The sequence below is a fragment of the Vibrio sp. B1ASS3 genome, from assembly GCF_905175355.1.
Taxonomy (GTDB): Bacteria; Pseudomonadota; Gammaproteobacteria; order Enterobacterales; family Vibrionaceae; genus Vibrio; species Vibrio owensii.
Genome location: NZ_HG992742.1, coordinates 2,893,163 through 2,919,986 on the forward strand (window position 1 = coordinate 2,893,163; position 26,824 = coordinate 2,919,986).

The 26,824-nt window shown below is 41.1% G+C and carries 20 protein-coding genes and 6 pseudogenes; 10 read left to right on the forward strand and 16 right to left on the reverse strand.

The window, feature by feature from the left end:
- Positions 1-98 precede the first annotated feature (98 nt).
- Complete coding sequence (locus KJB05_RS13065; protein WP_208445889.1) at positions 99-1,427, forward strand: site-specific integrase; 1,329 nt, start codon at positions 99-101, stop codon at positions 1,425-1,427.
- A gap of 86 nt (positions 1,428-1,513) precedes the next feature.
- Here the strand turns inward: KJB05_RS13065 and KJB05_RS13070 are convergent, their stop codons facing one another.
- From KJB05_RS13070 to KJB05_RS13100, 7 genes and pseudogenes are all read right to left on the reverse strand, one after another.
- A complete protein-coding gene (locus KJB05_RS13070) occupies positions 1,514-4,558 on the reverse strand; it encodes a type I restriction endonuclease subunit R (RefSeq protein WP_208445890.1) in 3,045 nt (1,014 codons plus the stop codon).
- Complete coding sequence (locus KJB05_RS13075; RefSeq protein ID WP_208445891.1) at positions 4,548-6,503, reverse strand: DUF262 domain-containing protein; 1,956 nt, start codon at positions 6,501-6,503, stop codon at positions 4,548-4,550. The genes KJB05_RS13070 and KJB05_RS13075 overlap by 11 nt, the downstream gene beginning before the upstream one ends.
- Positions 6,500-7,876 carry a DUF262 domain-containing protein gene (locus KJB05_RS13080; protein WP_208445892.1) on the reverse strand — a complete coding sequence of 459 codons (1,377 nt, stop codon included), beginning with the start codon at positions 7,874-7,876 and terminating at the stop codon, positions 6,500-6,502. Before KJB05_RS13080 ends, KJB05_RS13075 begins: the two co-directional genes overlap by 4 nt.
- Positions 7,873-9,036 (reverse strand): DUF4268 domain-containing protein, encoded by a 1,164-nt coding sequence (locus KJB05_RS13085; protein ID WP_208445893.1) that lies wholly within the window; start codon positions 9,034-9,036, stop codon positions 7,873-7,875. Before KJB05_RS13085 ends, KJB05_RS13080 begins: the two co-directional genes overlap by 4 nt.
- An 11-nt stretch (positions 9,037-9,047) precedes the next feature.
- Positions 9,048-10,397: a restriction endonuclease subunit S gene (locus KJB05_RS13090; RefSeq protein ID WP_244142958.1), complete on the reverse strand. Its 1,350-nt coding sequence runs from the start codon at positions 10,395-10,397 to the stop codon at positions 9,048-9,050.
- 9 nt (positions 10,398-10,406) lie between these two features.
- Positions 10,407-12,844: pseudogene (locus KJB05_RS13095) on the reverse strand (class I SAM-dependent DNA methyltransferase).
- Positions 12,845-12,901: 57 nt separating this feature from the next.
- Entirely contained in the window at positions 12,902-13,792 is an 891-nt protein-coding gene (locus KJB05_RS13100; RefSeq protein ID WP_244142959.1) for a WYL domain-containing protein, read from the reverse strand.
- A 146-nt stretch (positions 13,793-13,938) separates the two neighbouring features.
- On the opposite strand from KJB05_RS13100, the gene KJB05_RS13105 reads away from it, so the two are divergent.
- The 4 genes and pseudogenes from KJB05_RS13105 to KJB05_RS13120 all read left to right on the forward strand — a co-directional run.
- On the forward strand, positions 13,939-14,235 hold the full coding sequence (locus KJB05_RS13105) for a cyclic-phosphate processing receiver domain-containing protein (protein ID WP_208445895.1): 297 nt from the start codon (positions 13,939-13,941) through the stop codon (positions 14,233-14,235).
- A gap of 171 nt (positions 14,236-14,406) precedes the next feature.
- A pseudogene (locus KJB05_RS13110) lies at positions 14,407-15,480 on the forward strand (IS4-like element ISVsa5 family transposase); the annotation flags it as partial.
- Between the two features lie 100 nt (positions 15,481-15,580).
- Positions 15,581-16,987 (forward strand): IS66 family transposase, encoded by a 1,407-nt coding sequence (locus tag KJB05_RS13115; protein WP_208446529.1) that lies wholly within the window; start codon positions 15,581-15,583, stop codon positions 16,985-16,987.
- 32 nt (positions 16,988-17,019) lie between these two features.
- A pseudogene (locus KJB05_RS13120) lies at positions 17,020-17,166 on the forward strand (IS4 family transposase); the annotation flags it as partial.
- Positions 17,167-17,175: 9 nt separating this feature from the next.
- On the opposite strand, the gene KJB05_RS13125 reads toward KJB05_RS13120, so the two are convergent.
- Complete coding sequence (locus KJB05_RS13125) at positions 17,176-17,592, reverse strand: helix-turn-helix domain-containing protein (protein WP_000275180.1); 417 nt, start codon at positions 17,590-17,592, stop codon at positions 17,176-17,178.
- Positions 17,593-17,676: 84 nt separating this feature from the next.
- Here KJB05_RS13125 and KJB05_RS13130 point away from each other — a divergent pair, with 84 nt between their 5' ends.
- Positions 17,677-18,597: an IS5 family transposase gene (locus tag KJB05_RS13130; RefSeq protein WP_112403799.1), complete on the forward strand. Its 921-nt coding sequence runs from the start codon at positions 17,677-17,679 to the stop codon at positions 18,595-18,597.
- A 144-nt stretch (positions 18,598-18,741) separates the two neighbouring features.
- Entirely contained in the window at positions 18,742-19,335 is a 594-nt protein-coding gene (tetC, locus tag KJB05_RS13135; RefSeq protein WP_000428546.1) for a tetracyline resistance-associated transcriptional repressor TetC, read from the forward strand.
- Positions 19,336-19,447: 112 nt separating this feature from the next.
- Here tetC and tet(B) read toward each other — a convergent pair whose 3' ends face one another.
- Positions 19,448-20,653 (reverse strand): tetracycline efflux MFS transporter Tet(B), encoded by a 1,206-nt coding sequence (gene tet(B) / locus KJB05_RS13140; protein ID WP_114200720.1) that lies wholly within the window; start codon positions 20,651-20,653, stop codon positions 19,448-19,450.
- A gap of 81 nt (positions 20,654-20,734) precedes the next feature.
- Between tet(B) and tetR(B) the strand changes: the two genes are divergently transcribed.
- Complete coding sequence (tetR(B), locus tag KJB05_RS13145; RefSeq protein WP_000088605.1) at positions 20,735-21,358, forward strand: tetracycline resistance transcriptional repressor TetR(B); 624 nt, start codon at positions 20,735-20,737, stop codon at positions 21,356-21,358.
- Here tetR(B) and KJB05_RS13150 read toward each other — a convergent pair.
- Both KJB05_RS13150 and KJB05_RS13155 read right to left on the reverse strand, forming a co-directional pair.
- Positions 21,336-22,022, reverse strand: coding sequence for a winged helix-turn-helix domain-containing protein (locus tag KJB05_RS13150; protein ID WP_001284954.1), 687 nt, complete (start codon positions 22,020-22,022; stop codon positions 21,336-21,338). The genes tetR(B) and KJB05_RS13150 overlap by 23 nt on opposite strands.
- Before the next feature lie 7 nt (positions 22,023-22,029).
- A pseudogene (locus KJB05_RS13155) lies at positions 22,030-22,362 on the reverse strand (amino acid-binding protein); the annotation flags it as partial.
- An 80-nt stretch (positions 22,363-22,442) separates the two neighbouring features.
- Between KJB05_RS13155 and KJB05_RS13160 the strand changes: the two are divergent.
- A complete protein-coding gene (locus KJB05_RS13160) occupies positions 22,443-23,363 on the forward strand; it encodes an IS5 family transposase (RefSeq protein WP_208446540.1) in 921 nt (306 codons plus the stop codon).
- A gap of 54 nt (positions 23,364-23,417) precedes the next feature.
- On the opposite strand, the pseudogene KJB05_RS13165 reads toward KJB05_RS13160, so the two are convergent.
- Positions 23,418-23,480, reverse strand: a pseudogene (locus KJB05_RS13165) (amino acid-binding protein); the annotation flags it as partial.
- Positions 23,473-23,589, reverse strand: a pseudogene (locus KJB05_RS28705) (antibiotic biosynthesis monooxygenase); the annotation flags it as partial. The pseudogenes KJB05_RS28705 and KJB05_RS13165, both read right to left, overlap by 8 nt.
- Before the next feature lie 79 nt (positions 23,590-23,668).
- On the opposite strand from KJB05_RS28705, the gene KJB05_RS13170 reads away from it, so the two are divergent.
- Entirely contained in the window at positions 23,669-24,589 is a 921-nt protein-coding gene (locus KJB05_RS13170; protein ID WP_208446540.1) for an IS5 family transposase, read from the forward strand.
- A gap of 40 nt (positions 24,590-24,629) precedes the next feature.
- Here KJB05_RS13170 and KJB05_RS13175 read toward each other — a convergent pair whose 3' ends face one another.
- The 3 genes from KJB05_RS13175 to yfbR all read right to left on the reverse strand — a co-directional run bounded on the left by KJB05_RS13175 (position 24,630) and on the right by yfbR (position 26,738).
- Positions 24,630-24,878, reverse strand: coding sequence for a hypothetical protein (locus tag KJB05_RS13175; RefSeq protein ID WP_208446091.1), 249 nt, complete (start codon positions 24,876-24,878; stop codon positions 24,630-24,632).
- 44 nt (positions 24,879-24,922) lie between these two features.
- Entirely contained in the window at positions 24,923-26,002 is a 1,080-nt protein-coding gene (locus tag KJB05_RS13180; RefSeq protein ID WP_208446092.1) for an ATP-binding protein, read from the reverse strand.
- A gap of 142 nt (positions 26,003-26,144) precedes the next feature.
- The gene (gene yfbR, locus KJB05_RS13185; RefSeq protein WP_191686041.1) at positions 26,145-26,738 is read right to left on the reverse strand and encodes a 5'-deoxynucleotidase; all 594 of its coding nucleotides are present in this window, start codon (positions 26,736-26,738) and stop codon (positions 26,145-26,147) included.
- Positions 26,739-26,824 lie beyond the last annotated feature (86 nt).

Here is a 26,824-nt window from a genome sequence, read left to right on the forward strand (position 1 = left end):
AAACAGATTGAATGGTGCTCTAAATATGATCTACAAACCAACGAGACGAGTAATCCTTACTCAACTCAGATTTGATAGTTGGAGTATTGAAAGACACAATGAGACGTATTGAATTTAATCACAACCTACCAGATCCAGTACCGTTCCCATACTACAGCGACAATGGTGAAGTCCAAAAAGACCTACTTGGCTTTCTATTATGTCGGTACTATCACTACTCACGCTTGAATAATTTTAAAAGAATTACATCATTCGACAGTGTTACGCCAACAACTATCCGGCAAATTGCTCATCGCGTAGCTTTTCTATTAAACAGACTCGAAGAGAATCAGGACGACGTAGGCAATCCTGAACCTATCCATTACTTGGAGGCAACATATCAACACATAGCGCAATTAATTGAGCACCTGTATGAAAAAGAAAGTTGGAAGGGAGAGAGTCTTGTTAACTATGTCTCTTCATGGCGACTTTTTTACGAATTTCTGACTCTTGAAAACATAACACATAACTTAGTTTTTCCGGATAAAATTTTAAACTATCGTAAAGTGGATGAGGATGATTACTTTCTTTCCCACACAAGTTCTTTTTCATCTGTAGAAGAAGTTGAAATCGAAAGTGCCGTACCTCTAAGGTATAGAGTTCAAGTAGATGACTATAAGGACTCGATCATATCAATGAATGACTGGTTTAAGTTATACAATGCGTTATATGAAGACGATGTGGTTTACGCAACAATGGCCGCAACAATAATGCAAACATTCCTACGCATAGCTGGTATTTTACAGTTTCCGTTGAGCCCTACAGAAATGAATCCACATTGGAAACGCTATATTGAGATGGAACGAAATAGTGATGAATTCCAATATCTTTATTACATAAGTAAGGGGCAAAAATTAAAGCGTTGTCAAGTTCACCTCTGTACCATGAAGTTGAACCACGACGACTATATTGACAGCGTTTATGATGAAAGATTTAAATTGTATCAAGAAAATTACGTTAAAAGTAAACATGCTAAAAAACAGCAGCGTTCATCTGGGCAGCGCTTTACTTGGCTAAACAAAAATGGGACTCCTGTTTCTCGAAGGGAACTCCAAGCAGCCTTTCAAAGAGCGAGTGAAAAGATAGGGGTAAGTGTCCATCCTCACTCTCTGCGTCATACAGGTGCAACACATTTATTATATACATGGGCGGAGAAAAAAGGGATTGAAATCACAGAGGCAAATGCCACTGATATTCATTTATGGTTAAAGTACCAATTGGGGCATGAAAATATAAAAACCACTCTGTATTACATCAGAACCATTATGCGTCTGAGGAGCGAGAGATTAATCAGTGAACTCTTACCGCTCGCACTCCCTAAATCTTTAAATCACATCCCCCAAAGTGCCAGAGACGCCTATAAAAGGGGAATGCAAGCTCACGTCTGACCTAATACTCGTCAGCTCTATATGTAACCCTCGCCAAAAACCAGAGTTAGATTAGAACTGAAAAATACTTCCTGTATTGACTGACACTACTCCACCATCGTTTCAGCATATCTCTGCGTACTATGCGTCAAAGCAGTTTCAAACGCCGTATCTGAAGCAAATAGCTTGTAAAACTCCATGTCTTCTTTACGGCGGCGAAGCATGACTTCCTTGAGTATTCTTTTATACACCAACTCTCGGTTTACCGGATCTGGGTTATTTTTGTATTTAGACTCAAAATCAGGGTGTTGACGGACACTTTCGGCAATTTTGATAAACTTGATACGTTGCTCTTCTGGCGTAGCACTCCACCCTTGGAACCAGCGCTCGTTAAAGGTACGGATGATTTCATCAAGCTCGTCAGTTTCAGAGTCGCCCCCATGAGCACTTCTAGGGTTAGGGTTTTGAGGGTCAACTGGTGTTTCATCAGCATTTAGATGAATAGAGTGATTGAGCTTAACTCTCTGTAATCCATATGAACTCAAATCAACCGACTCCAAAAGCTTATCGAAAGCATCTGCATCTGGGTCATCTACCTTCAGTTTAGGAATCAGGAACTTGAGGAACCAGAACAGCTTTTCCCATTCGACAATTTCATATGGCATGATTGACGCCATCTGGCCGTAAATTTTCACAAACTGTTTGGCTTTAATCTTGAAATCAACCTGTTCTTCAGGCTCTAGGCCCAGCTCATCATCGAATCGAGCTACTGCAGTATCAATGATGGGGCTTAAAGTTTGTGCATCTTCGTTATTAAAATAGCGAGAAACAAAATCTTCAACTTCATACCATTCGTATACACCAACATCATCTAGGTCATCTTTCAACTCATGCAGGACATTAATATCAGTCGCCTGAGAGAGAGATGTGGCGGTATAGAAAGGATCAAATGCTGCTTGGATATCTTCTACGGCGTTAAAGAAGTCTAGGACAAACAAATCTTCCGTTTTCTTACCCCATTTAGGCGCACTACGGTTGAGTCGAGATAACGTTTGAACACACAGAACACCTGCAAGTTTTTTGTCTACGTACATAGAGCAAAGCTTTGGTTGATCAAACCCTGTAAGGTATTTGTTTGCCACTACTAGTAAACGATATTCATCCGTATCAAATTTGTCTTTTGTTTCCGTCTCAGCGAAACCATTCATATCAGCTTCGGTGTATTCAATACCGTCAACTGTTTTTGAGCCAGAAAAAGCAATCAGAACTTTGAAAGGATTACCCGACTCTTCGAGAATACGGCGAATAGCTCGGTAATAACGTATAACAGTCTCGATGTTCTGAGTAACAACCATACCTTTACCCTTCCCTTTTAACTTCTTAGCGTTAACGACTGAAGGAATAAAGTGTTCCAGCATGATTTCAGCTTTCGTATCGATCGTCTGTTGACTGCGCTCAACAAAAGCCCTCAGTTTCTTCTGAGCTTTCTTGGTATCAAACTCAGGGTTTTCAGCTATCGACTTTTCAATCTCGTAATAGCTTCTATAAGTCGTATAGTTGGCTAGCACATCCAGAATGAAACCTTCTTCAATAGCCTGCTTCATCGAATAAAGGTGGAATGGTTTAAACGTACCATCTGGTTGCTGCTGACCAAATTTCTCCAAAGTTGTGTTTTTAGGCGTTGCAGTGAAAGCAAGATACGAGGCATTACCACGCATTTTGCGTGATTTCATTGCCTGTAAAATTTTATCTTGTGCATCTTCTTCGGCTTCAACGTCTTGTTTACCCATTGCCCGGTTCATATTGTCATGTGCGGAACCAGACTGAGAGCTATGTGCTTCATCAATGATCACCGCAAAACGTTTGTCACTGAGATCTTCAATACCGTCGATAATAAATGGGAATTTTTGAATCGTGGTGATAATGATCTTTTTACCACCCTCTAAGGCGCGTTTAAGCTCGGAAGAGGTAAGAGCCGGCGCGATAATGTTTTTAACCTCGGAAAACTCTTTGATGTTATCTCTCAGTTGTTTATCAAGTAAACGACGGTCCGTTACAACGATAACAGAGTCAAACAAAGGTTGTTCCATTCCCTTACCGCCGGAAACGTCGTTATTTTCAGGATACGTTTCTATCAGTTGATATGCAGCCCAAGTGATAGAGTTTGATTTCCCAGACCCTGCGGAATGCTGAATTAAGTATGTATGACCAACACCATAAGTGGATGCATGAGCAATCAATTTACGTACAACATCAAGCTGATGATAACGTGGGAAGAATAAGGTACGTTTCGCCAATGGGGTTTTGCTACCGCCATCAAGACGTACAAAGTGTTGAATAATGTTAGCGATGCTATTTTTGGTAAAGACTTCTTCCCATAGATATGCCGTTCGATGACCGTTAGGGTTTGGCGGATTCCCTTTACCATGGTTATAACCTTTATTGAAAGGCAGGAAGAAAGTATTTTTCCCAGCTAATTTGGTGGTCATATACACTTCATCAGTATCGGCTGTCATATGGACCAGACAACGACCAAACGTCAGAAGTGGCTGAGTAGTATCTCTGTCTTCACGGTACTGTTTTTGACCATGGTAGCGTGCGGTTTGTCCAGTCCACGCATTTTTCAACTCAAGCGTGACAATTGGAATACCGTTGATAAACAGCACCATATCTATTTCTTGCAGTGGATTGGCTAATGAGTAACGAAGCTGACGTATACAACTGAAAATATTAGCTGCAAAATTTTGTTTTACCTTGTCACTGCTGCTCGCTAACGGTGCCGGATACATGAGGTTTAAATGAGCATCATCAACTTTCAGTCCCTTTTTAAGCAGATGCAACACACCATGTTTTTTTATCAGGCGATCATAACGTTCTAAAATCTTGCGCTGCCAATCACTCGGACTGTTCTTTTGTAGTTTAGCCAGCTCTTGTGCCTGAGAGTTTTCAAGAAACTGCCAAAAGAAACGCTCATCCAATGCGTACTGCATATTGAAATCAGAAGGGAAGCCAGATAGATAACCGCAATGTTGCACACCATAAGGCGTAACAGGATCATCAGAAATACCTATCTTTTGATCTTCAAGGCAATGGCCAGTGAGTGCTTTTTCAATACTAGCCTCTAACGCCTGCTCGTTAGTATTACTGACCATCGGTTACTCCTTGTGTGTAATGTGTTTCCAACAATGCCAACATGTTCTGTTGATGTTTTTCTATTTCATTGGCAGACCATTGGTTATCTGATTGAGTGTATGTTTCAAAAATATCTTTCAGCTTCAACGCGTCATAACGTGGTTTAGAATCGAAATCCGCTTTTTTCTTTGCTACCGTTTGGTTGCTGTATGAAGAGTTTTCTCCCGGGCTTAAAAGCACTAAATTACCAAAAGCATTTAATGGGCTCTTTTCAAGCTGGTGATGGTACTCTTCATTTTGAGGATGAACGTGCTCAACCGAGTTTTTCGAAGTGATCCGATAACGTCTTAACTTTTCATCGTTGGCTTTATCACCGTTTTTCCAGAGTAAGTACTCCAGCTTCTGGAACCAATAATGTTCGAATCGAGTTCCCAAAGAGCTTTTAAGATATGTGGCTTGTTCTTCCCAGGGAATTGTTTGTGGCGATATCCCCGATGCAAGTTTAAAACTGGCTTCTTTTTGCGTTTCACGGGTAAGCGACATTTGATTATCGATGCATTCCAGAAGCGCAACCACGTCTTCATCTTTCGTTTTCGGCTCCGCAACCAACCGACTTAGAAACGCTGTCAACCAATACTGGGCTGAACGATCACCGGTAAAGTTACGTACCGCTTGCAACTGTGCCAGTAAACCAAGTTCTTTGGCTTTACGGTTGATATAGGCTTTATTCTTACTGATCGAAGTTAAACGTAACTGGGCATCTTCTCTGTCATCATGCTCGACCCATTTTACAACCCAGGTATCGAACTGATAACGAACCTGCCATAACAACTCTATAAACGATTTAATGGTTCTCTCATCTTCTTGTAATAGCCGTTCAAAGCACAACATCAGATTGCTAGCGCGGATACGAGAGACAAGATCATCCCACGATTTCTGGATACAAAAAATTCTGAGCGTATGAATCAACAGCAATTCAAAACTGATAATTGAACGGCAATAAACAGTCTCATCATCAAAATCATCGCTTTGATTTTCAGGTTGTTCAGGTTCAATATCAAAGTCCAACGATCCTGATGCTATCTCTGCAATTGACTTACCAACTCGTTGAACACTATTACTAGAACTGACTAGAGGAAATCTATCTGCCTGATAATTGGCAAGATCTGCATACTCCAGTTTTTGCCAGTCGGCACTTTTGAATATCTGTCTGAGATTGCGCTCAAAATAGTTATCGGTATGTTCGCAGGCTTGCCAAATACTGCTGTATATAGCTTTGTCAGTTGGAGTTTTAATGTGTTTGAACAGTTTAGCCTTCAATAAATCGACTGGTTCTAGCTGTATACCCCCTGTATTTAAGCTCGAAAACAAGCGATTAAGATCCATGGATGCTGGAACAATATTGTTTACCCACTGCACTTGGTTAAAAATGTAGTCAGCAAAACCATGAATATCGAAGTCTGATTGCTCTGCCAACTTATCGACTTGCTGTCTCAGAATCGTAAGGTTAGCTTCCAGATGTACTAAATACTCATCCTTACGAATATCTTCTTCACCGGGTTTCGTAATCTTGTCCAGTCCCGCGTAGCTGCCAAGCAAGTTACGCACTGACTCTCTGATTTCGAACGTTAACCTTGGATTTTCACCTTTGATACTCACATGAGCCAGCTGAGTCTCAATCCCTACGGCCTTGAAGGCAAGTGATAACAACATCAATGTTGTGGTTCTTTGCTGCCCATCGATCAGCTCATATTCGCTTTTATCACCATTTAACGCACTCAAGACACTGCCAATAAAGTAATGGGGCTCTTTAGCTAAATAAGCATCTCGAACGTCGTCAAATAACTTAATCACTTCTTCTTCACGCCAGACGTAAGGACGCTGATAGCAAGGAATAACGAAGCCCAAATCTTTTGTCGCGATGGTTTGTAATGAAAGCAGCTCTGTTTCAACCTTTGAACTCATGCCGCCTCCGTCATTTCAGTGATATTACGGGTTAATAAGTTAGCAAATGAAGACGCGTACTGTTCTGCTGACAACCCCAGCTGGAAATGCTTAGTCACTTCTGCAATAAAGCGTTTCTTAACACTATTGGTATCGGATTCTAAATTGCTAGGATCGACGACCAAATCAAACGCATCAAAAAAGGCAAAGCACTGCTTTGGCGTATAGCTCAAAGCAATCCAGTCCAAAACGGGATAGTCCTTAACAAAACTTGAAATTGAATTTTCTCTCACTGCTTTCTGATTACTCACTCTGCGGGAGTAAACGACTCTGAATAATTTTTTCGCTGCCAACTCTAACTGGTATTCTCCAAACTGGCTGATGTACATCATCAGGCACGCTTCATAGAGACCTTGTAAATAGCCACAGCCTTCTAACCCTTTAAGCCAGCAAATAAAGCGGTTGTAACCTTCTTGATGGGGCAACGTCGGGTTAACCCAGTATTGCTGATATAGGTTTTGGAAATACGCCAGATAACGAATAGTGTTGATACCCGCATTAAGCGGCTGCCTGACTTCATACCCCTGTTGTGCGGCTTGTTGGACAACGTCGCCACCAATCCCAGTTAACCGCAGTACTTGACCATAAGCAATGTCATCACCTTCGGTTGTTTGTTCACCAAGTTCGGAGACAATTTGATCCCTCACCACTTTTGTCTGCTGATGTGGTGCGAGTTCTCTCATATTCAGCTGTTGCCAATAACGCCCTTTTAAAAGGGATTTGACTGAGTTGTCTAATTTACCCAATCCTTCCCATTGGAGCGCGAATCTTGATTGATGAACCTTAGGTACAGCTCTTAAGTGATGGGCTTTGATAATATCCGGACCACCAAGTCTCACACCGCCAGTGTTTTGCGTTTCAAAAAAGCGGTAAGCATCATCCTCTGATTCAGTGACCACCAATGAAAACTGAATACGCTCAAAATTGATAAGCTTCGCCCAATTGGATTTGCGGTCTGCTAACCAATCAAGATTTGTCTTAATTTGTTGTTGGCTAAGGGGAGATTCAAAACGTAGGTCAAGCTGTTGGTGCTGTTGAGAGAGAAAACTGAATAGCGCTAACGTAGTAATACGCTGTTGACCATCGATGATTTTCAATTGCTGTTCATCGTGGTGAAGAATTAGGCTACCCAAATAATACGGTAGCTCATTATGCTTATGAAAATGCTCTCTTAAATCTTCTAACAAACTATCAATTTGCTGACTTTCCCAGCAATAAGGGCGCTGGTATTCAGGGATGACTAACACTCCAGTAAGTAGCTTGCCATTACTCGCCTGTATTTTTTGGCCTTCAAAAAGTTGTTGTGCTGAACAAGTTGCGACACTTACCGTCATTTCACATCCTTATGTTTTAATCTTTCAGAAGCTTGCAGAAGTGATGCCTTAAGTGCCTTTTCCAGTTTAACCATATGCTCAAGATGCCAGGTAATATGATCATGCCAAATGTCTTTGTTAAAACCTTCCACTTTACAGGAGAACTGGATTCGAGATTGTTTCTTGTCATCTAGACGAAGCCACTCAAGATGTTCTCCAAATGCAGAATCAATCTGATCTTTTTGTTCGAACAATTGATCAAATAACCATTTGTTTTCTTCACCGTGGCTACGACTTAACCACAACTCAACACGAAGTTCCTTTTGATTAAAAATCAGGCTGAACGGGCAACCGGTTACACCGGAACCTGCGCATAGCCAGTGATCTTTGGTTGTGCTGATATTGTCATACAGGTTGCAATCGCTCTTTTGAAACACTTCTAAAGCCTGTTCCCAATACTCTCGCCTTACCGAGTGACGATTTTTCAAAACCACTTCTGTCGTTTTCTCTTCCGCTTCTTTGGCATTAATGCCAATCATCAGCTCTTTAGCTTCTGGGGTAGGAATAATCTGATCGATATTGATAAGAAGCTGTTCATCGAGGGCATAAGGGGTAACTTTAAAGCACTGGATACTGAGCCCTTGACCAAGTAACCACAACGCTGTACTGGTCACTTCTTTACGGAAATTGGCGGCCACTAACATCAGGCGCTGACTGTTACCCAAGTTGAGTTTGATTTCATCCAAATCAGGCGCATCTAAGAATTCACAGATACGCTGCACTGCGTTTTGTGGCTGGTTTAATAAATCACGTTCGCCTTGCAGCGGTTCATAGCGGTCCAAATACTGCTGGTAAATATCAACAATCTGTCCCTTAGTCAGGCTGGCACAGTATGAAGCATACTTAAGTGCCTGCCACACTACATCTCGCCCAGAGTCATCGAGTTTGTTCTCGATAATGACCAGATTGCCATCTTTATCCAGAGCCAATAAGTCAAGGCGTTCACGGGTATCATCAAAGCCATCGAACTCTTTTTGAATAATCAGGAGCTCTTCCCCTAACGCATCCGGCTGATGGGCCAGCCACTCCTGCAAATGCTTTCGTTCAGTAAAGCCCAGCTCACTAAATTTCTTTGTTTTTACCGGACTAATTCGGTTGGTTTGATGATTGACCGTGAACATAACGCCTCCTTTTAGCCTTCTACCATTTCAGGCGTTATTATGATTTTTCCGGTAACTACAGAATTAATTAAAGACGTTTTAAACTCTTTTAGCTTAACTATCTGATCATTCTGGACGTTAACTGCATCATCAATAAGTTGCGTTTGTTCATCTAGATAAGCAATAATTTCATTCTGTTCATCTATAGGTGGATATCCTATTTTCATTGCAAACAGCATATGACCATAGAAACGCAATCGAGAAGAGTGAAGACCAGTAGAAACTTTGTTGTAGTACTCTACATATTTGGTACTTTTTAGTAGGTACTCCAAATAAACCGGATTGAAAGTATCTTTCACTTTTTGTCTATAAACACCATACGATGGGCTAACGATTCCGACTTGGTTAGAGACTCCCAAAGCTCCCATCCATGCCCACATAATATTAATAACTAAATCATTTTCTCTACATAGCTTGGAGCCTGAGTAATCTTCGGCCATAAACATGTTTACATTTTTTTCAGAACGCGGGGTTACACCCGTCATATGAGAAACCGACAATAACTCTTCATCACCAGTTTTCGAACGTTCATCCACTTCATCGAAAATATACTTAGCCCGTTTTACTTCCCAGTGTTCGGGAATCATGCCAATCCAATCAATACCCGAGTCTCTCATTGATAGGTTTTGGTAAATACCTTCCGTAACGGCTTTCTCAATGACAATCTCTTTCTGCTCTTTTAAAAGGCAGACTTGCTTCTCTTTGATAGAAATCGCTTTATCAAGTAGCTTTATTTTTCTATCTAAGTATTTAACTATTAGTTCTTGCTCTTTTTCATCTGCAAACCAAACTTTTGTACCCTTCAAAATATTCTGCGTTATACTGAATACTTTGACACCTTTTACAGCTCTGCGAACTTGTAATCGAAAAGCCATCGATTCTAGAACATAAGCCAAATACCTTTCATTTAGATCCATTTTCAAACGAGCTATTAATGTATGGTACCCAGCAAAAACTTGAGCATCTGCTTTTAGATAAGTGAAATTTCCTGAACCATCAAAATCCTCAGAAGTATCTGCAAAAATAAAATCCCCACGTTTCAGTAGAGACTTTTCATTTTTATGTAAATACCCCTCATCCACACATTTTAATGGATGAACACTGGGATCAAGTTCAAATCCATACTTGGAATGTATCTCCCCATAATTTATGCAATAAATACCATCATCCTGTAGATTTTCTTTTGTTATATTTAGCCCTTTACCAAATTTAAAAACGTCATGAAAGCGAGCGATATTCCAATGCGATGGTATTGTCCCAAGCGTGTCAACTCCAGAACACTTAAAAGATTCATATTTAGGCATTTCAGTAATACTTTCCATATTAGCCTCTTATTCCTGAACCTTATCAACACGACTAACGTATTCTTTTGATACGCCAAGGATCTGAGCAATTAGACCTTCAGCCTTTTGCTCAAGATTAATAATGTCATTGGCAACGTTATCAAGATTGCGTAGTTTCTTATGGCGATAGAAATATTTATTAAAATTGATCTCACAACCAATTTTAACTGTCTCTAAATTGATCCAAGCTTCTGTTATATTTGGTTTTACTTCATCAAGAAAATATTGGTAGATACTCTGCTTAAGAGGCACAGATTCACTATCACGTAGGTCAGAGCTACTTTCGTAAGTCGTAAATTCGTGTTTTTTACCGGTTGGGTAATAACCAAAGTCAGGTAAATCTGCTTCTTCACATTCATAACGTTCAAGTAAATCTTGCAGTTTTTCATCATTCAGTTTTACAACTTTCTTGACCACTTTTTCGGCATTTTCGTCATACCAGCTGACGGCATTTAAAATGGCATTCTTCTCTGGTGCCGAGAGTTTCACTTTGCTAGCTTTAAGCTCTTGCTCTATTTTTGATTTAAACACGTTGTAATCATTAAACTCATCACTGCCAATCGTATTCATCAACTGTTCTGCTGTTTCAACCAGCGCTTTTAGCGATAGCCAATATTTAACGTCCAGTAGTTTAGTTTGTACCTTCTTATTAAGGTTGATATCGTTGTCTTCACACCAAGCGACAATTACTTTTTTCATCGATTTTAAGAAGCTCTGCTTCTGGTCATCGCCATAACCTTTGGCGTCATAGACATTGTCACCATACTTGGAATACAGATATTCCATTACCTCAGACAATTGCTTATCAAAACGCAATGTAGCAATTGCTTCTTGGGTAAACTTCGCTTTGCGACGGTCGGGGCGTTCGATCGTGACTTTGTAGTAGCCAAAATCGTCATTGTCGAATACCTGGCTAGCAATACCTATAGGATTGTTATGCTCATCTAATTGGCGTTTAACTTCGGTGCAATCCAGATAAGCTCGAGTAATTTCATCGATCTGTTCCGGTGAAAATTCACAGTTTTTCTCCCCCAGATTTTTACGCAGTTTCCGAAAGAGTAAGCTTGCATCGATGAGTTGTATTTGACCTTTACGATTATCCGGTTTGTTATTATTTAACAACCAGATATAAGTAGTAATACCAGTGTTGTAAAATAAGTTGTTTGGCAACTGGACAATAGCATCTAACATATCATTTTCAATGATATAGCGGCGGACATTACTTTCACCTCCTCCTGCATCACCGGTAAACAAACTTGAACCATTGTGGACAGAGGCTATACGAGAGCCGATCTGAGTTTCTGTTGACGATGGTTCTTTCATCTTATTAACCATCTCCATCAAGAACAGTAGTTGACCGTCACTAGAGCGTGGTATGGCGTCTTGTTCTGCTTCGTTACCCCAGAAATCTTTCAGTTTGACTTTAAAGCGAGGGTCAATCACATCCTTACCATCTTTGATGTACTTTTGCTCAGACGACCAGCTCTTACCATAAGGTGGATTAGACAGCATAAAATCAAATCTAGTCCCCGAGAACTCATCAGTTGAGAGTGTCGAACCCACTTTAATATTCTCTGGGTTATTGTTCTTGATCATCATATCCGATTTACAGATGGCATAAGTCTCATCGTTAATTTCTTTACCGTAAAGGTAGATGTCTCGATTAGCCCCAAGACTAGGGTACTTCTCTTCAATAAACTTCTGCGATTCGGTTAGCATGCCACCACTACCACATGCCGGATCATAAACAGTCATCACACTAGGTAGGTTATCTTTGATCGGATCAAAACTAGATGGGTCATTAGCTCAATCACTTCACGTGGCGTAAAGTGCTCACCAGCTTCTTCATTGTTCTCTTCGTTAAATTTACGAATAAGTTCTTCGAACACGTACCCCATACCAAGGTTAGAGAGTGCTGGTAGCTTATAACCGTCAGGATCAGTGCTTTCATTGGGGGTTAAGTTAATCTTAGGCGAGATAAATTTTTCGACCACATCCAATAGCACATCTTTCGATGCCATATGTTTGATCTGATCTTTAAGCTTAAAACAGTCAATAATCTCTTTAACGTTATCGCTAAAACCAAGCAAGTATTCTTCGAAGTTTGCCAGAAGGATTTGCTGGTTGTTCGTTGCTGCGTTATATAAGCTTCTTAACGTCCATTTCGACGTATTGTAAAACACATAACCTGACGCATCTCGTAATGGGTCGCCATCCAGCTCCACTGCATTCATTTCTTCTTTTTGGAAACGAACTTCTTCCAGTACGGCGTCTTTACTAGGTTCAAGCAGCGTATCTAAACGTCTTAACACTACCATAGGCAAAATGACATCGCGGTACTTACCCCGAACATAAACGTCACGCAGACAATCGTCAGCGATGTTCCAGATAAATGAGACAAGTTTATTATGTACGCTGTGGTCCATCTGTTTATCCTAATTCTGTTGAGCGTATGGCTCGAAATTCTTCTTGTTGTGAGTTCGTTATGCCTTTGGGGCAATATCGAGCTCTGCAATATCTTTTAACTGACTGGCATTACGCAGCCACAATAAATGTTCTCGCCCTGTCAGGCTGTGATCTTCCGTACAATCAACATTCCAGTAACGCAGATAATAGCCAGCAAGCGGAAGCCTTAACTTAATGCTGCGATGCCAATCCGGTGAGGATTCCATAGAGAAATCCAGGGCAATAGCATGATGGGATGATTGCGATGGATGGGGAACTAACTCAAGTTCAACCGACTGATTCCAACTATCATCGCTTTCTCTCAGTTCACTTTCTGGGACGTGTTCTTCTAGATTTTCAATCTGAGTAAACCGAGTACAGACAAAGTCCCGAAACTGTTTATGTTTGCGGTCAAACGCTCTGACATGCCAACGTTGTCCATTATTAACCAGTGTATGCGGTACGATAATGCGTTGTGTCTCGCCTGAACTTAAAGACCAATAAGTCACTTGAATTGGTTGCTGATGGACAATACCGCGCATTAGTCCCGCGACAATATCACTGCTCGGATTCAGTTGACTGAAAGACTGAATGCACACTTCAGAAGGCTTCACGGGCATAGATATACCGTCACCAAAACCTTCCACTAAGCGTTGTAGTATGACACTGCTATTATGCTCAAAAAGTGGCTGAAATTGTTCTGTGCGGTAGTAACGTTTATCTTCATGCTTGAGGATTAGGTTATCCGGCATTAACTCACGATAGAGAGTAAAGTCACGCGAACAAGACGCCAGTCCTGTTTTAAAATGCTGGATAAGGTCTGTTCTTGCAACATCACCAAAGTACTGCAAGCAAAAGTCGATAAAAGCCAAGCGCTCTTTTTGCGCGTAACTCAAATCAACCAAAGCTTTATTTTTCTGAGATTCCATGCCATACCTTGATATTTGCAACTTGATGGATATATTAAGGCATGCAACCTATAGGTGCAATCATTTTGATAGGATGGTTTTGATATTATCTGTGTCAGTTCAAAAAACAGGCTGTACTACTGTTTTCACAATACAAAAGGCAAGTAATGAAAGTTTACCTCGATGACGAACGACCAACTCCAGAAGGATGGCTCAGAGTTTACTGGCCTGAAGAAGCCATTGCATTACTCAAGCAAGGGACGGTAACGGAAATTAGTCTTGATCATGATCTTGGTGATGATGAACACGGCACTGGCTATGATGTGGTTTTGTGGATTGAAGAGGCAGTTGCAACTCAAGGTTTTCAACCGCCTATAATCCGGGTTCACAGTGCTAACTCATCTGCAAGGCAGAAAATGGAGTTCGGGATTGCTAATATCAAACGTTTGAATATGTTGGCTTGAATCAATATGATAAAAGAATCGCCACGCTCTATTTATCTACATAAGTTGAATTACATACACAGCACTGATGAATCCCCTAATGATTTTGGTAAAAATCATTAAGTTAAGGTGGATACACATCTTGTCATATGATCAAATGGTTTCGCGAAAAATCAATAATCAGACAACAAGATGTGCGAACTCGATATTTTACACGACTCTCTTTACCAATTCTGCCCCGAATTACACTTAAAACGACTCAACAGCTTAACGTTGGCTTGCCACGCATTACTTGACTGTAAAACTCTCACTCTTACCGAACTTGGCCGTAACCTGCCAACCAAAGCGAGAACAAAACATAACATCAAACGAATCGACCGATTGTTAGGTAATCGTCACCTCCACAAAGAGCGACTCGCTGTATACCGTTGGCATGCTAGCTTTATCTGTTCGGGCAATACGATGCCCATTGTACTTGTTGACTGGTCTGATATCCGTGAGCAAAAACGGCTTATGGTATTGCGAGCTTCAGTCGCACTACACGGTCGTTCTGTTACTCTTTATGAGAAAGCGTTCCCGCTTTCAGAGCAATGTTCAAAGAAAGCTCATGACCAATTTCTAGCCGACCTTGCGAGCATTCTACCGAGTAACACCACACCGCTCATTGTCAGTGATGCTGGCTTTAAAGTGCCATGGTATAAATCCGTTGAGAAGCTGGGTTGGTACTGGTTAAGTCGAGTAAGAGGAAAAGTACAATATGCAGACCTAGGAGCGGAAAACTGGAAACCTATCAGCAACTTACATGATATGTCATCTAGTCACTCAAAGACTTTAGGCTATAAGAGGCTGACTAAAAGCAATCCAATCTCATGCCAAATTCTATTGTATAAATCTCGCTCTAAAGGCCGAAAAAATCAGCGCTCGACACGGACTCATTGTCACCACCCGTCACCTAAAATCTACTCAGCGTCGGCAAAGGAGCCATGGATTCTAGCAACTAACTTACCTGTTGAAATTCGAACACCCAAACAACTTGTTAATATCTATTCGAAGCGAATGCAGATTGAAGAAACCTTCCGAGACTTGAAAAGTCCTGCCTACGGACTAGGCCTACGCCATAGCCGAACGAGCAGCTCAGAGCGTTTTGATATCATGCTGCTAATCGCCCTGATGCTTCAACTAACATGTTGGCTTGCGGGCGTTCATGCTCAGAAACAAGGTTGGGACAAGCACTTCCAGGCTAACACAGTCAGAAATCGAAACGTAACTATTCACCCAGGAGCTATTGACAGCAAATTTATGTGACTGAGTTAACTTGATCCCACATTCAACTTGAGTGATCTTTTTGTGGTGGCAATCTGGAGGTATGAATAAGAAAACATTACCTCCACCGCCAGATTTCGATTCGCCTGAAGAGGCGAAAGATATCATCCACTTTTTATGGAATAAGTTGGCTGAGCTTGAAGATAGGCTAAACCAAAATAGTCGCAACTCTTCTGTGCCATCATCTCAACAACCCCTGCATAATAAAGCTAAAAATACTTCGCCGAATCGGAAGAAATCTGGAAAAAAGCAAGGAGCTCAACCAGGTCATAAAGGCAATCGCCGACTGCTTCATCCTATTGAAGAGAGCGCCTCGGTTGAGCAATATTTACCGAATAAGATATGCCACTGCGGTGGGTGTGTTATTCCAAATAGAAAACCTTATAAACGACACCAAATCTTTGACTTGCCAGATATCTCATACACGCTTGTTGAACATCAAATTTTTAAAGGCGAGTGCTCATGGTGTGGTGATAAGCATCAAGCGGAGCTTCCAGAGTCTGTGCCCGATGTTCAAATGGGGCCAAATCTACATAGCTTTATCGCAATCCAAGCGACGCAGCACCACCAAAGCATAGGTAAAATACAATCTATGCTGAAAGACGTCTTCCAGCTTAACTTCTCAACAGGTGCAATATCTGCGGCGCAAGGACGAGTCACTGAATACTTAGCTGATACTCATACTCAAATCCATGACACAGTAAAAGCATCTAAACTGATTATGGCTGATGAGACTTCACATCAGCGCAATAATGATAAACGCTGGATGTGGGCCGCACTCAGCAATAACGTAGCCTTTTTCCAAATTAACAGCGGAAGAAACCAACATGCTGCCAAACGACTACTTGGTGAAGCGGTTTCACACCTTTTAGTGACTGACCAATATTCTGCCTACAAATATATCGACGAATCTAAGCGCCAATTATGCTGGGCTCACATATTAAGGAACGTCATCGCTATCGAGGAAAGCGTTTGTCCTGAAAACCAAAAAATCGGAGACAAACTCGCTTTAATCGCTCATAGCGTATTCAGGTGTCATCACCGATATATCGAAGAAGAAATTACCGAAAGCCAATATTACCGCCGACTCAGGCGGTTACGAAAGAGCTGGCTTCATTGGCTCAAATTGGGTAGTTATCAATGCTCAAAACGATATCGAGGTAGATGTCGAAATCTCATCGCTGATGATGCTATGGTCTGGCGGTTTATGGACGACTCCGAGTGCCCGTTAACAAACAACGCAGCGGAGCGAGTTCTCCGTAATTACATACTGATGAGGAAGTGTTGTTACGTGACTCGCTCATATCGAGGCGACCAGTTCCGCGAACGAATGTTCTCGCTGATAGAAACAGCCAAACTTCAGCAGGTCTCTGCTTATAAATGGCTGCGTGAAATCGTCGAACATCACATGTTGAAAGTTGATTATCAGGCGCCAGTATTTTTAGCGTAAACCGTCGTCAATAGCTCATGGGTGAATAGTTACATCGAAACGTACTCTCAACAGTTCGCTTAGGCATGGAAGTTTTGCGGCATTCTGGCTACACAATAACAAGGGAAGACTTACTCGTGGCTGCAACCCTACTAGCTCAAAATTTATTCACACATGGTTACGCTTTGGGGAAATTATGAGGGGATCTCTCAGTGCATTGCCTCCAATTCCCATAATTTATTACGCCGATAATAACTTGGTGTAACCTTAAAAATGTACTTAAATCGACGTGTAAAAGATTGTTGGGAATCAAATTGATATTTTAATGCGATCTCAAGGATAGTTTTTTTCGTCAACCTCAACTCAACAGCCGCTTTCGTCAAACGACGAGCACGAATATAGCTAGCCAGTGTGACCCCTGTTACTTTTTTGAACAGCCGCTGAAAATACCACTTGGTATAACCCGCTTTATTCGCCACATCATCAAGCAGTAAAGACTGATCTAAATTATGTTCAATCCATAATAGAACATCTTTGATAACCGTTGTATGAAACTGCTTATCATCATATCTTAATTGGATGTTATTAGCTTTATTTTGATAGCGAGAATGCTGTTCAATATACATAAAATAGGCTTTGTTTCCTAAATCAGGGAACTAAATCATCAGCCTACGATCTGATCAGCTAAGCTCATTCAAATAATTAGACCAATGGCCAAACCTCACTACAAAACAACCAACTGGAAACACTATAACCAAGCTTTAATCAATCGCGGTTCACTGACATTTTGGATTGATGAAGACGCTATCCAGTCATGGAAACAAATCAAGCAAGGCAATCGTGGAAGGCCTCGTTTGTTTAGTGACTTAGCGATTACAACAGCTCTTATGGTTAAACGAGTATTTTCAATGCCGTTGAGAGGTTTGCAAGGATTCATCAACTCTATTTTCAAGCTCGCACAACTGCCGTTGTCATGCCCTCATTACTCATGTATTAGTAAGCGAGCCAAAACGGTTAACGTCGCATTCAAAACAAAGACTAAAGGAACAATCCAGCATCTAGCCATTGATGCTACAGGACTAAAGGTCTACGGTGAAGGCGAGTGGAAAGTTAAAAAGCATGGTTCTGACGGGAAGCGCCGAGTCTGGCGAAAGCTACATTTAGCGGTCGATACAGACACGCATGAAATCATTGCTGCTGAGTTAAGTTTATCGAATGTGAGCGACGGTGAAGCGCTTCCCAATTTGCTAAGACAGACTCGCCGAAGAATCATTGAGATATCTGGCGATGGAGCTTATGACACAAGGTTGTGCTACGAAGCGATTCACCTCAAGCAAGCTATTCCGCTCATTCCACCGAGAGAAGGCGCAGCCTTCTGGGAGCAGGGCCATCCTCGTAATCTAGCTGTCGGGTGCCAGAAACTCTATGGTTCAAATAAGCATTGGAAAAAGAAGTACGGCTACCATAAACGTTCGCTCTCAGAGACGGCGATGTTCCGTGTGAAGAAACTGCTCGGTGGGACATTAAGCTTAAGAAATTACAATGCTCAGGTTGGTGAGACTTACGCCATGATAAAAGCGTTAAACAAGCTCACAGGGCTCGGTATGCCTGAAACGATGGTGATCGCCTAACAATTAGTCATGTTAGGGGCGTTTTTAACTGAACGTGAATTAGGAAACAAAGCCCATAAAATAACCTAAATGTTCTTAAGATTGTCACGACCACATCATCATGATACCATAAACATACTGACGGTATGTTATTTTAAATCTATCATGGAAAATAAAAATCATCAACAAGAAAATTTTAAGAGTACCTATCAATCACTGGTTAACTCAGCACGAATATTGTTTGTTGAAAAAGGCTATCAAGCTGTTTCAATAGATGAGATCTCGGGAAAAGCGTTGGTGACCAAAGGTGCCTTTTATCATCACTTTAAAAATAAAAAACAATTACTCAGTGCCTGTTATAAGCAGCAATTAATTATGATTGATGCCTACATCACAACAAAAACTGATTTAACAAATGGTTGGTCTGCCTTAGAAAGTATATTTGAACATTATCTTGATTATATTATTGATAATAATAAAAACCTTATCCCTATCCAAGAAGTGATGCCTATCATTGGTTGGAATGAACTTGAAAAAATTAGCCTTGAATACATTACTGGTAAGGTAAACGCCATTGTCAGCAAATTGATCCAAGAGAACCAACTTAAAGCTTATGATGATGATGTGCTTAAAAACTTACTCAATGGCTGGTTTATGCATATCGCAATACATGCGAAAAACCTAAAAGAGCTTGCCGATAAAAAAGGCCAATTTATTGCTATTTACCGCGGCTTTTTATTGAGCTTGAAAGATAAATAAAATAGATAGGTTTTATTTGAAGCTAAATCTTCTTTATCGTAAAAAATGCCCTCTTGGGTTATCAAGAGGGTCATTATATTTCGCGGAATAACATCATTTGGTGACGAAATAACTAAGCACTTGTCTCCTGTTTACTCCCCTGAGCTTGAGGGGTTAACATGAAGGTCATCGATAGCAGGATAATAATACAGTAAAACGCTAAACCAATAATCCAAATCCAGCCATCCCAAATTGGTAGTGAATGATTATAAATAACAGCAAACAGTAATGGGCCAATAACACCGGTTGCATTGTTAAGGCTCACCAATAATCCCTGTAAAGCACCTTGCTGATGACTCTTTGTTTGGATAGACATCACTCCCTGTAATGCAGGTAAAGCGATCCCACCACCAGCCAATAAAATTAAAACAGGGAAAACTAACCAACCTTCAGATATAAACGCTAAAAAGGCAAATGCACTACTATCTGCAATAAATCCGAGCAGTACTGCCGTTTTTTCGCCCCATTTAGTGGCTATTCTTCCTGCCACAAAGGCTTGGAATACTGAGTGTAAAAGACCAAGACCCGCTAATGAAAAGCCAACCATCATGCTATTCCATCCAAAACGATTTTCGGTAAATAGCACCCACACCGTTGCGGGAATTTGGCCTATCAATTGCGCTGAAAAATAAATAATCAACAAAATGGGCATCGTTTTAAATAAAGTGATGTATACCGAATTCGATTGCGTCTCAACCCCTACTTCGGTATCTGTATTATCACGTGTATTTTTGGTTTCACGGAACCAAAACATAACCACAAGGAAAGCGACAATATTTAGCAACGCAGCGATAAAAAAGGGACTATGCGGTGAAATCTCTCCTGCAAAACCACCAATAATAGGCCCCGCTATTAAACCAAGCCCAAAACTTGCCCCTAACCAACCGAACCACTTCACGCGTTGAGAAGCTGAGGTGGTATCGGCAATGACCGATGCCGCGACAGCCCCAGTAGCTCCTGTGATCCCTGAAAGCAAACGGCCTAAATACAGCATCCAAAGCGCACTTGAAAAAGCCAGCAATAAGTAATCCAGCGATGCGCCTATTAATGACAACAACAGCACTGGGCGCCGACCAAATCGGTCAGACATTTTTCCAAGCCAAGGAGCAAAGATAACCTGCATTAACGCATAAAGTGCAAGCAATACGCCAAAGTGGTTAGCGATATCTTCCGAAGCAATAAATTCACGTAATAACGTTGGCAAGACTGGCATGATAAGGCCAATCCCCATGGCATCGAGTAACGTAATTACCAATGCGATCTTTGTCGAACTATTCATTTCACTTTTCTCTATCACTGATAGGGAGTGGTAAAATAACTCTATCAATGATAGAGTGTCAACAAAAATTAGGAATTAATGATGTCTAGATTAGATAAAAGTAAAGTGATTAACAGCGCATTAGAGCTGCTTAATGAGGTCGGAATCGAAGGTTTAACAACCCGTAAACTCGCCCAGAAGCTAGGTGTAGAGCAGCCTACATTGTATTGGCATGTAAAAAATAAGCGGGCTTTGCTCGACGCCTTAGCCATTGAGATGTTAGATAGGCACCATACTCACTTTTGCCCTTTAGAAGGGGAAAGCTGGCAAGATTTTTTACGTAATAACGCTAAAAGTTTTAGATGTGCTTTACTAAGTCATCGCGATGGAGCAAAAGTACATTTAGGTACACGGCCTACAGAAAAACAGTATGAAACTCTCGAAAATCAATTAGCCTTTTTATGCCAACAAGGTTTTTCACTAGAGAATGCATTATATGCACTCAGCGCTGTGGGGCATTTTACTTTAGGTTGCGTATTGGAAGATCAAGAGCATCAAGTCGCTAAAGAAGAAAGGGAAACACCTACTACTGATAGTATGCCGCCATTATTACGACAAGCTATCGAATTATTTGATCACCAAGGTGCAGAGCCAGCCTTCTTATTCGGCCTTGAATTGATCATATGCGGATTAGAAAAACAACTTAAATGTGAAAGTGGGTCTTAAAAGCAGCATAACCTTTTTCCGTGATGGTAACTTCACGGTAACCAAGATGTCGAGTTAACCACCCTTTAGATTCATAAAGCGAAAATAATGCGGCTCCAACGTACCCACCTAAATGGAAACGGCGTTCACTCCAATCTAAACACGCACAACAGATTTTACGTGAATGTTTGGAAGGAACGTCAATTCCCATTTCATGAAAATATTGAATACCACTTAATGTGATCATTGAACCATTTTCAGTGATCCATTGCTGTTGACAAAGGGAATCATAGATCTTAACGGCAACTTCGCCAGCTAAATGATCATAGCAAGTACGTGCTTTTCGTAAATGCACTGGCGTGGAAACTTTGGCATGTACGCCATGGTTTAAGGAGATCCCCATCATACTTTCCATCAATTCAGCAATATCTTTTCCTGCTAGCCGAAAATAACGATGCTTGCCTTGAGCTACTACTGTGATTAGCTGGCAATCTAATAATTTAGATAAATGACTGCTCGCCGTTGAAGCTGATATATTCGCCACAGAACTTAGCTCAGTGGCCGTCCAAGCTCGCCCATCCATCAAAGCACTGAGTATTTTAACTCGTGAAATGTCAGACATAGCCGCCCCTATCGCGGCTATTGAGGACTCAAAGGTAACCTCTTTTCGTATTAAATTAGCCATCGCAAGTTCACTTTATTGCCCAAGGGAGCGTAACAGATGCAGCCATACTATCATTGTCCGTTATTAATATCAGTTGGTTAGCATGGTCACTGTATTGCACTAAAATATTAATGTTATTCTCCGCCAATACTCGTGCTATTTCGCCAAGTTCCCCCGGTTTTTCCTGTTTTAACTTACGAATTAATGGTGTCCGGATCGCAAGTACTAACAGTCCAGCTTGCTCTAGCGCTATTTTAGCTTCCTTTCCTTGTTCAACAAGAAAATGAGCATGGCATTCATCACCAACCGTAAATATCCCTCCCCCTTCCAATCCAATACCTTTATTACCTAATGTTTTTCCGGCTTTGTTGCCGAATTCGAGTGAACTAAATCAGAATCTTACGATCAGATCAGTGACATTCACTCACTAACGACGATTCCATGCCAAAACCCCGCTATAAAACCACTAACTGGCATCAGTACAATAACTCTCTGATTAAACGTGGCTCGCTTACATTTTGGATTGACGAAGAAGCGATAAATCAGTGGAAGCAATCAAAACAGTACAAACGGGGGCGTCCACGACAGTTTAGCGATCTCGCTATTACGACAGCACTCATGGTGAAACGTATCTTCTCTTTACCTTTAAGAGCGTTACAAGGCTTCATCGACTCCGTATTTAAACTGGCAAATGTCCCCTTGGTTTGCCCACATTATACCTGCATAAGTCGCCGAGCTAAGGAGGTCGAGGTTTCTTTTCATACGTCTTCGAGAGGAGTGATTCAACATCTTGCCATTGATGCTACTGGCCTCAAAGTATACGGTGAGGGTGAATGGAAAGTGAAAAAGCATGGTACCGATGGTAAGCGTCGAGTCTGGCGAAAACTCCATCTTGCCGTTGATACTGATACTCATGAAATTATTGCTGCCGAGTTAACACTGTCAGGAGTAACGGATGCGGAAGTGCTTCCTAGCCTGCTCAAGCAAACTCGTCGAACCGTCAAAGTGATATCGGGCGATGGCGCTTATGATACAAGAGACTGCCATAGGGCAATCTTCATAAAGAAAGCCACTCCGCTAATACCTCCGCGAGACGGTGCAGCCTTCTGGGAAAAAGGACATCCTCGTAATCACGCTGTTGGTTGTCAAAAGCTCTATGGCTCAAACAAAAAGTGGAAACAAAAGTATGGTTACCACAAGCGCTCACTGTCTGAAACCGCCATGTATCGAGTGAAGCAGCTACTCGGAGCCTCGCTGACTCTGCGTCACTACAACGCACAAGTTGGGGAGTGTTACGCCATGATTAAGGCATTAAACAAGCTTACAGGGCTAGGTATGCCCGAAACTCAGTATATTGTTTAAAATATAAGCTATTTAGGCAGGGTTAACTCTTAAACTGAATTCAGCAACAAAGCCTGTTTTTCCTAGTAATGCTAATTGTCCTATTTGATTATCTAAAACAACGTGAACATCAAACATTATCCTTGTCCTTTTTAAATGAATATTCGCGAGTAATATGAGCAATACTAATTTTGTAAAAATCAAATATTGACTCTCGCCCTTCTTGTTGAGCTTTCGCATGTAAAAGGCTTTGTTGCCGAATTCGAGTGAACTAAATCAGAATCTTACGATCAGATCAGTGACATTCACTCACTAACGACGATTCCATGCCAAAACCCCGCTATAAAACCACTAACTGGCATCAGTACAATAACTCTCTGATTAAACGTGGCTCGCTTACATTTTGGATTGACGAAGAAGCGATAAATCAGTGGAAGCAATCAAAACAGTACAAACGGGGGCGTCCACGACAGTTTAGCGATCTCGCTATTACGACAGCACTCATGGTGAAACGTATCTTCTCTTTACCTTTAAGAGCGTTACAAGGCTTCATCGACTCCGTATTTAAACTGGCAAATGTCCCCTTGGTTTGCCCACATTATACCTGCATAAGTCGCCGAGCTAAGGAGGTCGAGGTTTCTTTTCATACGTCTTCGAGAGGAGTGATTCAACATCTTGCCATTGATGCTACTGGCCTCAAAGTATACGGTGAGGGTGAATGGAAAGTGAAAAAGCATGGTACCGATGGTAAGCGTCGAGTCTGGCGAAAACTCCATCTTGCCGTTGATACTGATACTCATGAAATTATTGCTGCCGAGTTAACACTGTCAGGAGTAACGGATGCGGAAGTGCTTCCTAGCCTGCTCAAGCAAACTCGTCGAACCGTCAAAGTGATATCGGGCGATGGCGCTTATGATACAAGAGACTGCCATAGGGCAATCTTCATAAAGAAAGCCACTCCGCTAATACCTCCGCGAGACGGTGCAGCCTTCTGGGAAAAAGGACATCCTCGTAATCACGCTGTTGGTTGTCAAAAGCTCTATGGCTCAAACAAAAAGTGGAAACAAAAGTATGGTTACCACAAGCGCTCACTGTCTGAAACCGCCATGTATCGAGTGAAGCAGCTACTCGGAGCCTCGCTGACTCTGCGTCACTACAACGCACAAGTTGGGGAGTGTTACGCCATGATTAAGGCATTAAACAAGCTTACAGGGCTAGGTATGCCCGAAACTCAGTATATTGTTTAAAATATAAGCTATTTAGGCAGGGTTAACTCTTAAACTGAATTCAGCAACAAAGCCCATCAATATCTGATAAATAGAAAAACTTAACACCACTAAAATGCTTAGCTAAAGCCATAACACTTTCTCTTGGAAACGAAGCATCTGTAGCTACAATACCATCAAGAGAAATACCAAACGTATCTATTGATTGGTGATTTTCAACTAAATGAAAAAGATCAGAATAAACAGCCTTACCCTTTACATTTCCGTTTGGGTGAGCATCTTTTGTATAGTCGATTAGCTTTAACAACATATGATTTCTGATTAAGGTATTTTATTTAACGAGACTATAGCACATCAATCTATATAAAAGTCAAAACAGATGTGTGTTCCCTCAAGTTTTTTGAGATCTGTACGATAGAAGTAATCATCTAGCTTTCCATCTTTATACTTTAGTGTCAGCTCGAATTTTTCCTGCCTAACACAAATTTTCGCATCAAATTTCGCAGCATTTTTGGCGCTAAGTTTTAATCCTAAACCTCGAGCTTTATAGTTCTCATCACGCGCGCCACTAACTCCTCCTTTTTCAAGAACCTCTTTTAACAACAAAATATCTGAGTCGCGTTTTTTTAAAGGGTACTTACTGTGTAATCGAGGGTATCGTTCTGCCAACACAGGTCTCAATGTCCCCACAATCCCTTCACCGCTGTCCGAGAAAACTGTTTGAACTTTGGTCCTCGTTTTTCCATAAACTTGTAACGCAGCTACGCCTGGAATCGATGTTTGAGAATGTTCAATGATATTATTGATATACTCAGACATGAACCCAAAGGCGGAGTTTGCATGTTCCTCACCTGCGAGTTCAATGAACGCATTTTTCAATTTAGTTGGTAAATTTGTCTCTTGGGTATTAGCCTCTATAGTTACAAATTCCATTACCTTTTTGTTTTGCCCGTAGTGGCAGGACAAATCTTCAACTTCAGGTATAATTGCTACTGATGGGTCAACTGTTTCAAATAGCCCAACACGACATAAATAGGTAAAAGAGTCACGGCAATCAGAGAAATCTAAAACTACCTTTTTCCCGCTTGCGGCCAGTTGGTTTACTAAGCAGAGCAACCGTGCAACAGCTCCTAGTAAAATGGCACACTTTGAAAATTCAAATCGAACAGTATCAAAGTCATCAGACCAAACGTCTTCACATTTAGTGAGTAAATCGTCTAAATCAGATGTAGTTAACCATCCGTTTTTTGCTATTCTCACAGTAGATTCTTTAATAGCTAATGACCACTGATTGTCATTTTTGACGAAAGTGCCACTCTCATCATGATGCAAAAATGAGTTTACAGCTTTCTTGTCAAAGCCCAACGTTTTAGCGATCTCCCGGCCTTTTAGCCCTGGAGATTTGGTCAGCAAAGCTATTATCTTTCTTTTCATTGATATACCAAAATCCTTCTGTAAGTAGCAAAGACGGTTTGTAGGGACATTTAGCCGACTCCACCACCATTAAAAAAAATGAATGGCAGAGCTTCGGTTAAGAAAATTGAGACTATCTCCATATACCACAAAAATTAGCCCATCAATCAGACATCTCATCAAGACTAACCAAACAGTTGTTCTCAAATAAGTCCATAAAGACGCCAACCTCTGGCATATCATCCTTGAAGTTTTCTATTTTCTTACCCAACCGATCTTTAACTGTCACAAACTCTGGGTTTTGATATTTCAGCTCATCGCAAGCTTTAAAATACGCTGCAATCACGTCAGCAGCTTTAACTAATTGTTTATAAATAGGATCTACTTGTTTTTGAACTAAAAGTTCTTCAAACAAAGGTTGAAGACGGGTTGGCAGAGATTCTAAACATTTTACTTCCGCCATATCCTCAAGCTTCTTAATCTCTTTTGTAAAGGAAGGCGAGCTGTACTTAGTTATGTGGTTAATATCTTGTAACTTTGTCTCTGAAACTTCATGATAGAGCGCAATAGTGGCCGCTTTCTCAGGATCAACATTACCGCTACAATAAGCATTTTTAACAGTTGCTAGTAAATGAGCAATTACTGCAACCTGATGGCTGTGCTCTGCAACATTCTCAAGCTTTACTAAGTGCATAGGAGACCAACGAGCAACAAGGTTCATCCTAAGTATCCATGCTAAAAAGGAGCTATCTTTCATAAATATTTACCCACATAATCAAAGAGTTGTACTAAAACCAATATCCATCACTATACTCTGTAAATAAATTCCTCTCTACCGAACTA

What these genes read in the sequence shown, in the direction of transcription:
- KJB05_RS13100 (WP_244142959.1), bottom strand. Translation starts at nt 13,792, where the DNA reads ATGGAATCTCAGAAAAATAAAGCTTTGGTTGATTTGAGTTACGCGCAA.
- KJB05_RS13160 (WP_208446540.1), top strand. Translation starts at nt 22,443, where the DNA reads ATGCCAAAACCCCGCTATAAAACCACTAACTGGCATCAGTACAATAAC.
- KJB05_RS13150 (WP_001284954.1), bottom strand. Translation starts at nt 22,022, where the DNA reads ATGGCTAATTTAATACGAAAAGAGGTTACCTTTGAGTCCTCAATAGCC.
- KJB05_RS13180 (WP_208446092.1), bottom strand. Translation starts at nt 26,002, where the DNA reads ATGAAAAGAAAGATAATAGCTTTGCTGACCAAATCTCCAGGGCTAAAA.
- KJB05_RS13080 (WP_208445892.1), bottom strand. Translation starts at nt 7,876, where the DNA reads ATGACGGTAAGTGTCGCAACTTGTTCAGCACAACAACTTTTTGAAGGC.
- KJB05_RS13090 (WP_244142958.1), bottom strand. Translation starts at nt 10,397, where the DNA reads ATGGAAAGTATTACTGAAATGCCTAAATATGAATCTTTTAAGTGTTCT.
- KJB05_RS13125 (WP_000275180.1), bottom strand. Translation starts at nt 17,592, where the DNA reads ATGTATATTGAACAGCATTCTCGCTATCAAAATAAAGCTAATAACATC.
- yfbR (WP_191686041.1), bottom strand. Translation starts at nt 26,738, where the DNA reads ATGAAAGATAGCTCCTTTTTAGCATGGATACTTAGGATGAACCTTGTT.
- tetC (WP_000428546.1), top strand. Translation starts at nt 18,742, where the DNA reads ATGGAAAATAAAAATCATCAACAAGAAAATTTTAAGAGTACCTATCAA.
- KJB05_RS13070 (WP_208445890.1), bottom strand. Translation starts at nt 4,558, where the DNA reads ATGGTCAGTAATACTAACGAGCAGGCGTTAGAGGCTAGTATTGAAAAA.
- KJB05_RS13075 (WP_208445891.1), bottom strand. Translation starts at nt 6,503, where the DNA reads ATGAGTTCAAAGGTTGAAACAGAGCTGCTTTCATTACAAACCATCGCG.
- KJB05_RS13170 (WP_208446540.1), top strand. Translation starts at nt 23,669, where the DNA reads ATGCCAAAACCCCGCTATAAAACCACTAACTGGCATCAGTACAATAAC.
- KJB05_RS13105 (WP_208445895.1), top strand. Translation starts at nt 13,939, where the DNA reads ATGAAAGTTTACCTCGATGACGAACGACCAACTCCAGAAGGATGGCTC.
- KJB05_RS13085 (WP_208445893.1), bottom strand. Translation starts at nt 9,036, where the DNA reads ATGTTCACGGTCAATCATCAAACCAACCGAATTAGTCCGGTAAAAACA.
- KJB05_RS13130 (WP_112403799.1), top strand. Translation starts at nt 17,677, where the DNA reads ATGGCCAAACCTCACTACAAAACAACCAACTGGAAACACTATAACCAA.
- KJB05_RS13175 (WP_208446091.1), bottom strand. Translation starts at nt 24,878, where the DNA reads ATGTTGTTAAAGCTAATCGACTATACAAAAGATGCTCACCCAAACGGA.
- KJB05_RS13115 (WP_208446529.1), top strand. Translation starts at nt 15,581, where the DNA reads ATGAATAAGAAAACATTACCTCCACCGCCAGATTTCGATTCGCCTGAA.
- KJB05_RS13065 (WP_208445889.1), top strand. Translation starts at nt 99, where the DNA reads ATGAGACGTATTGAATTTAATCACAACCTACCAGATCCAGTACCGTTC.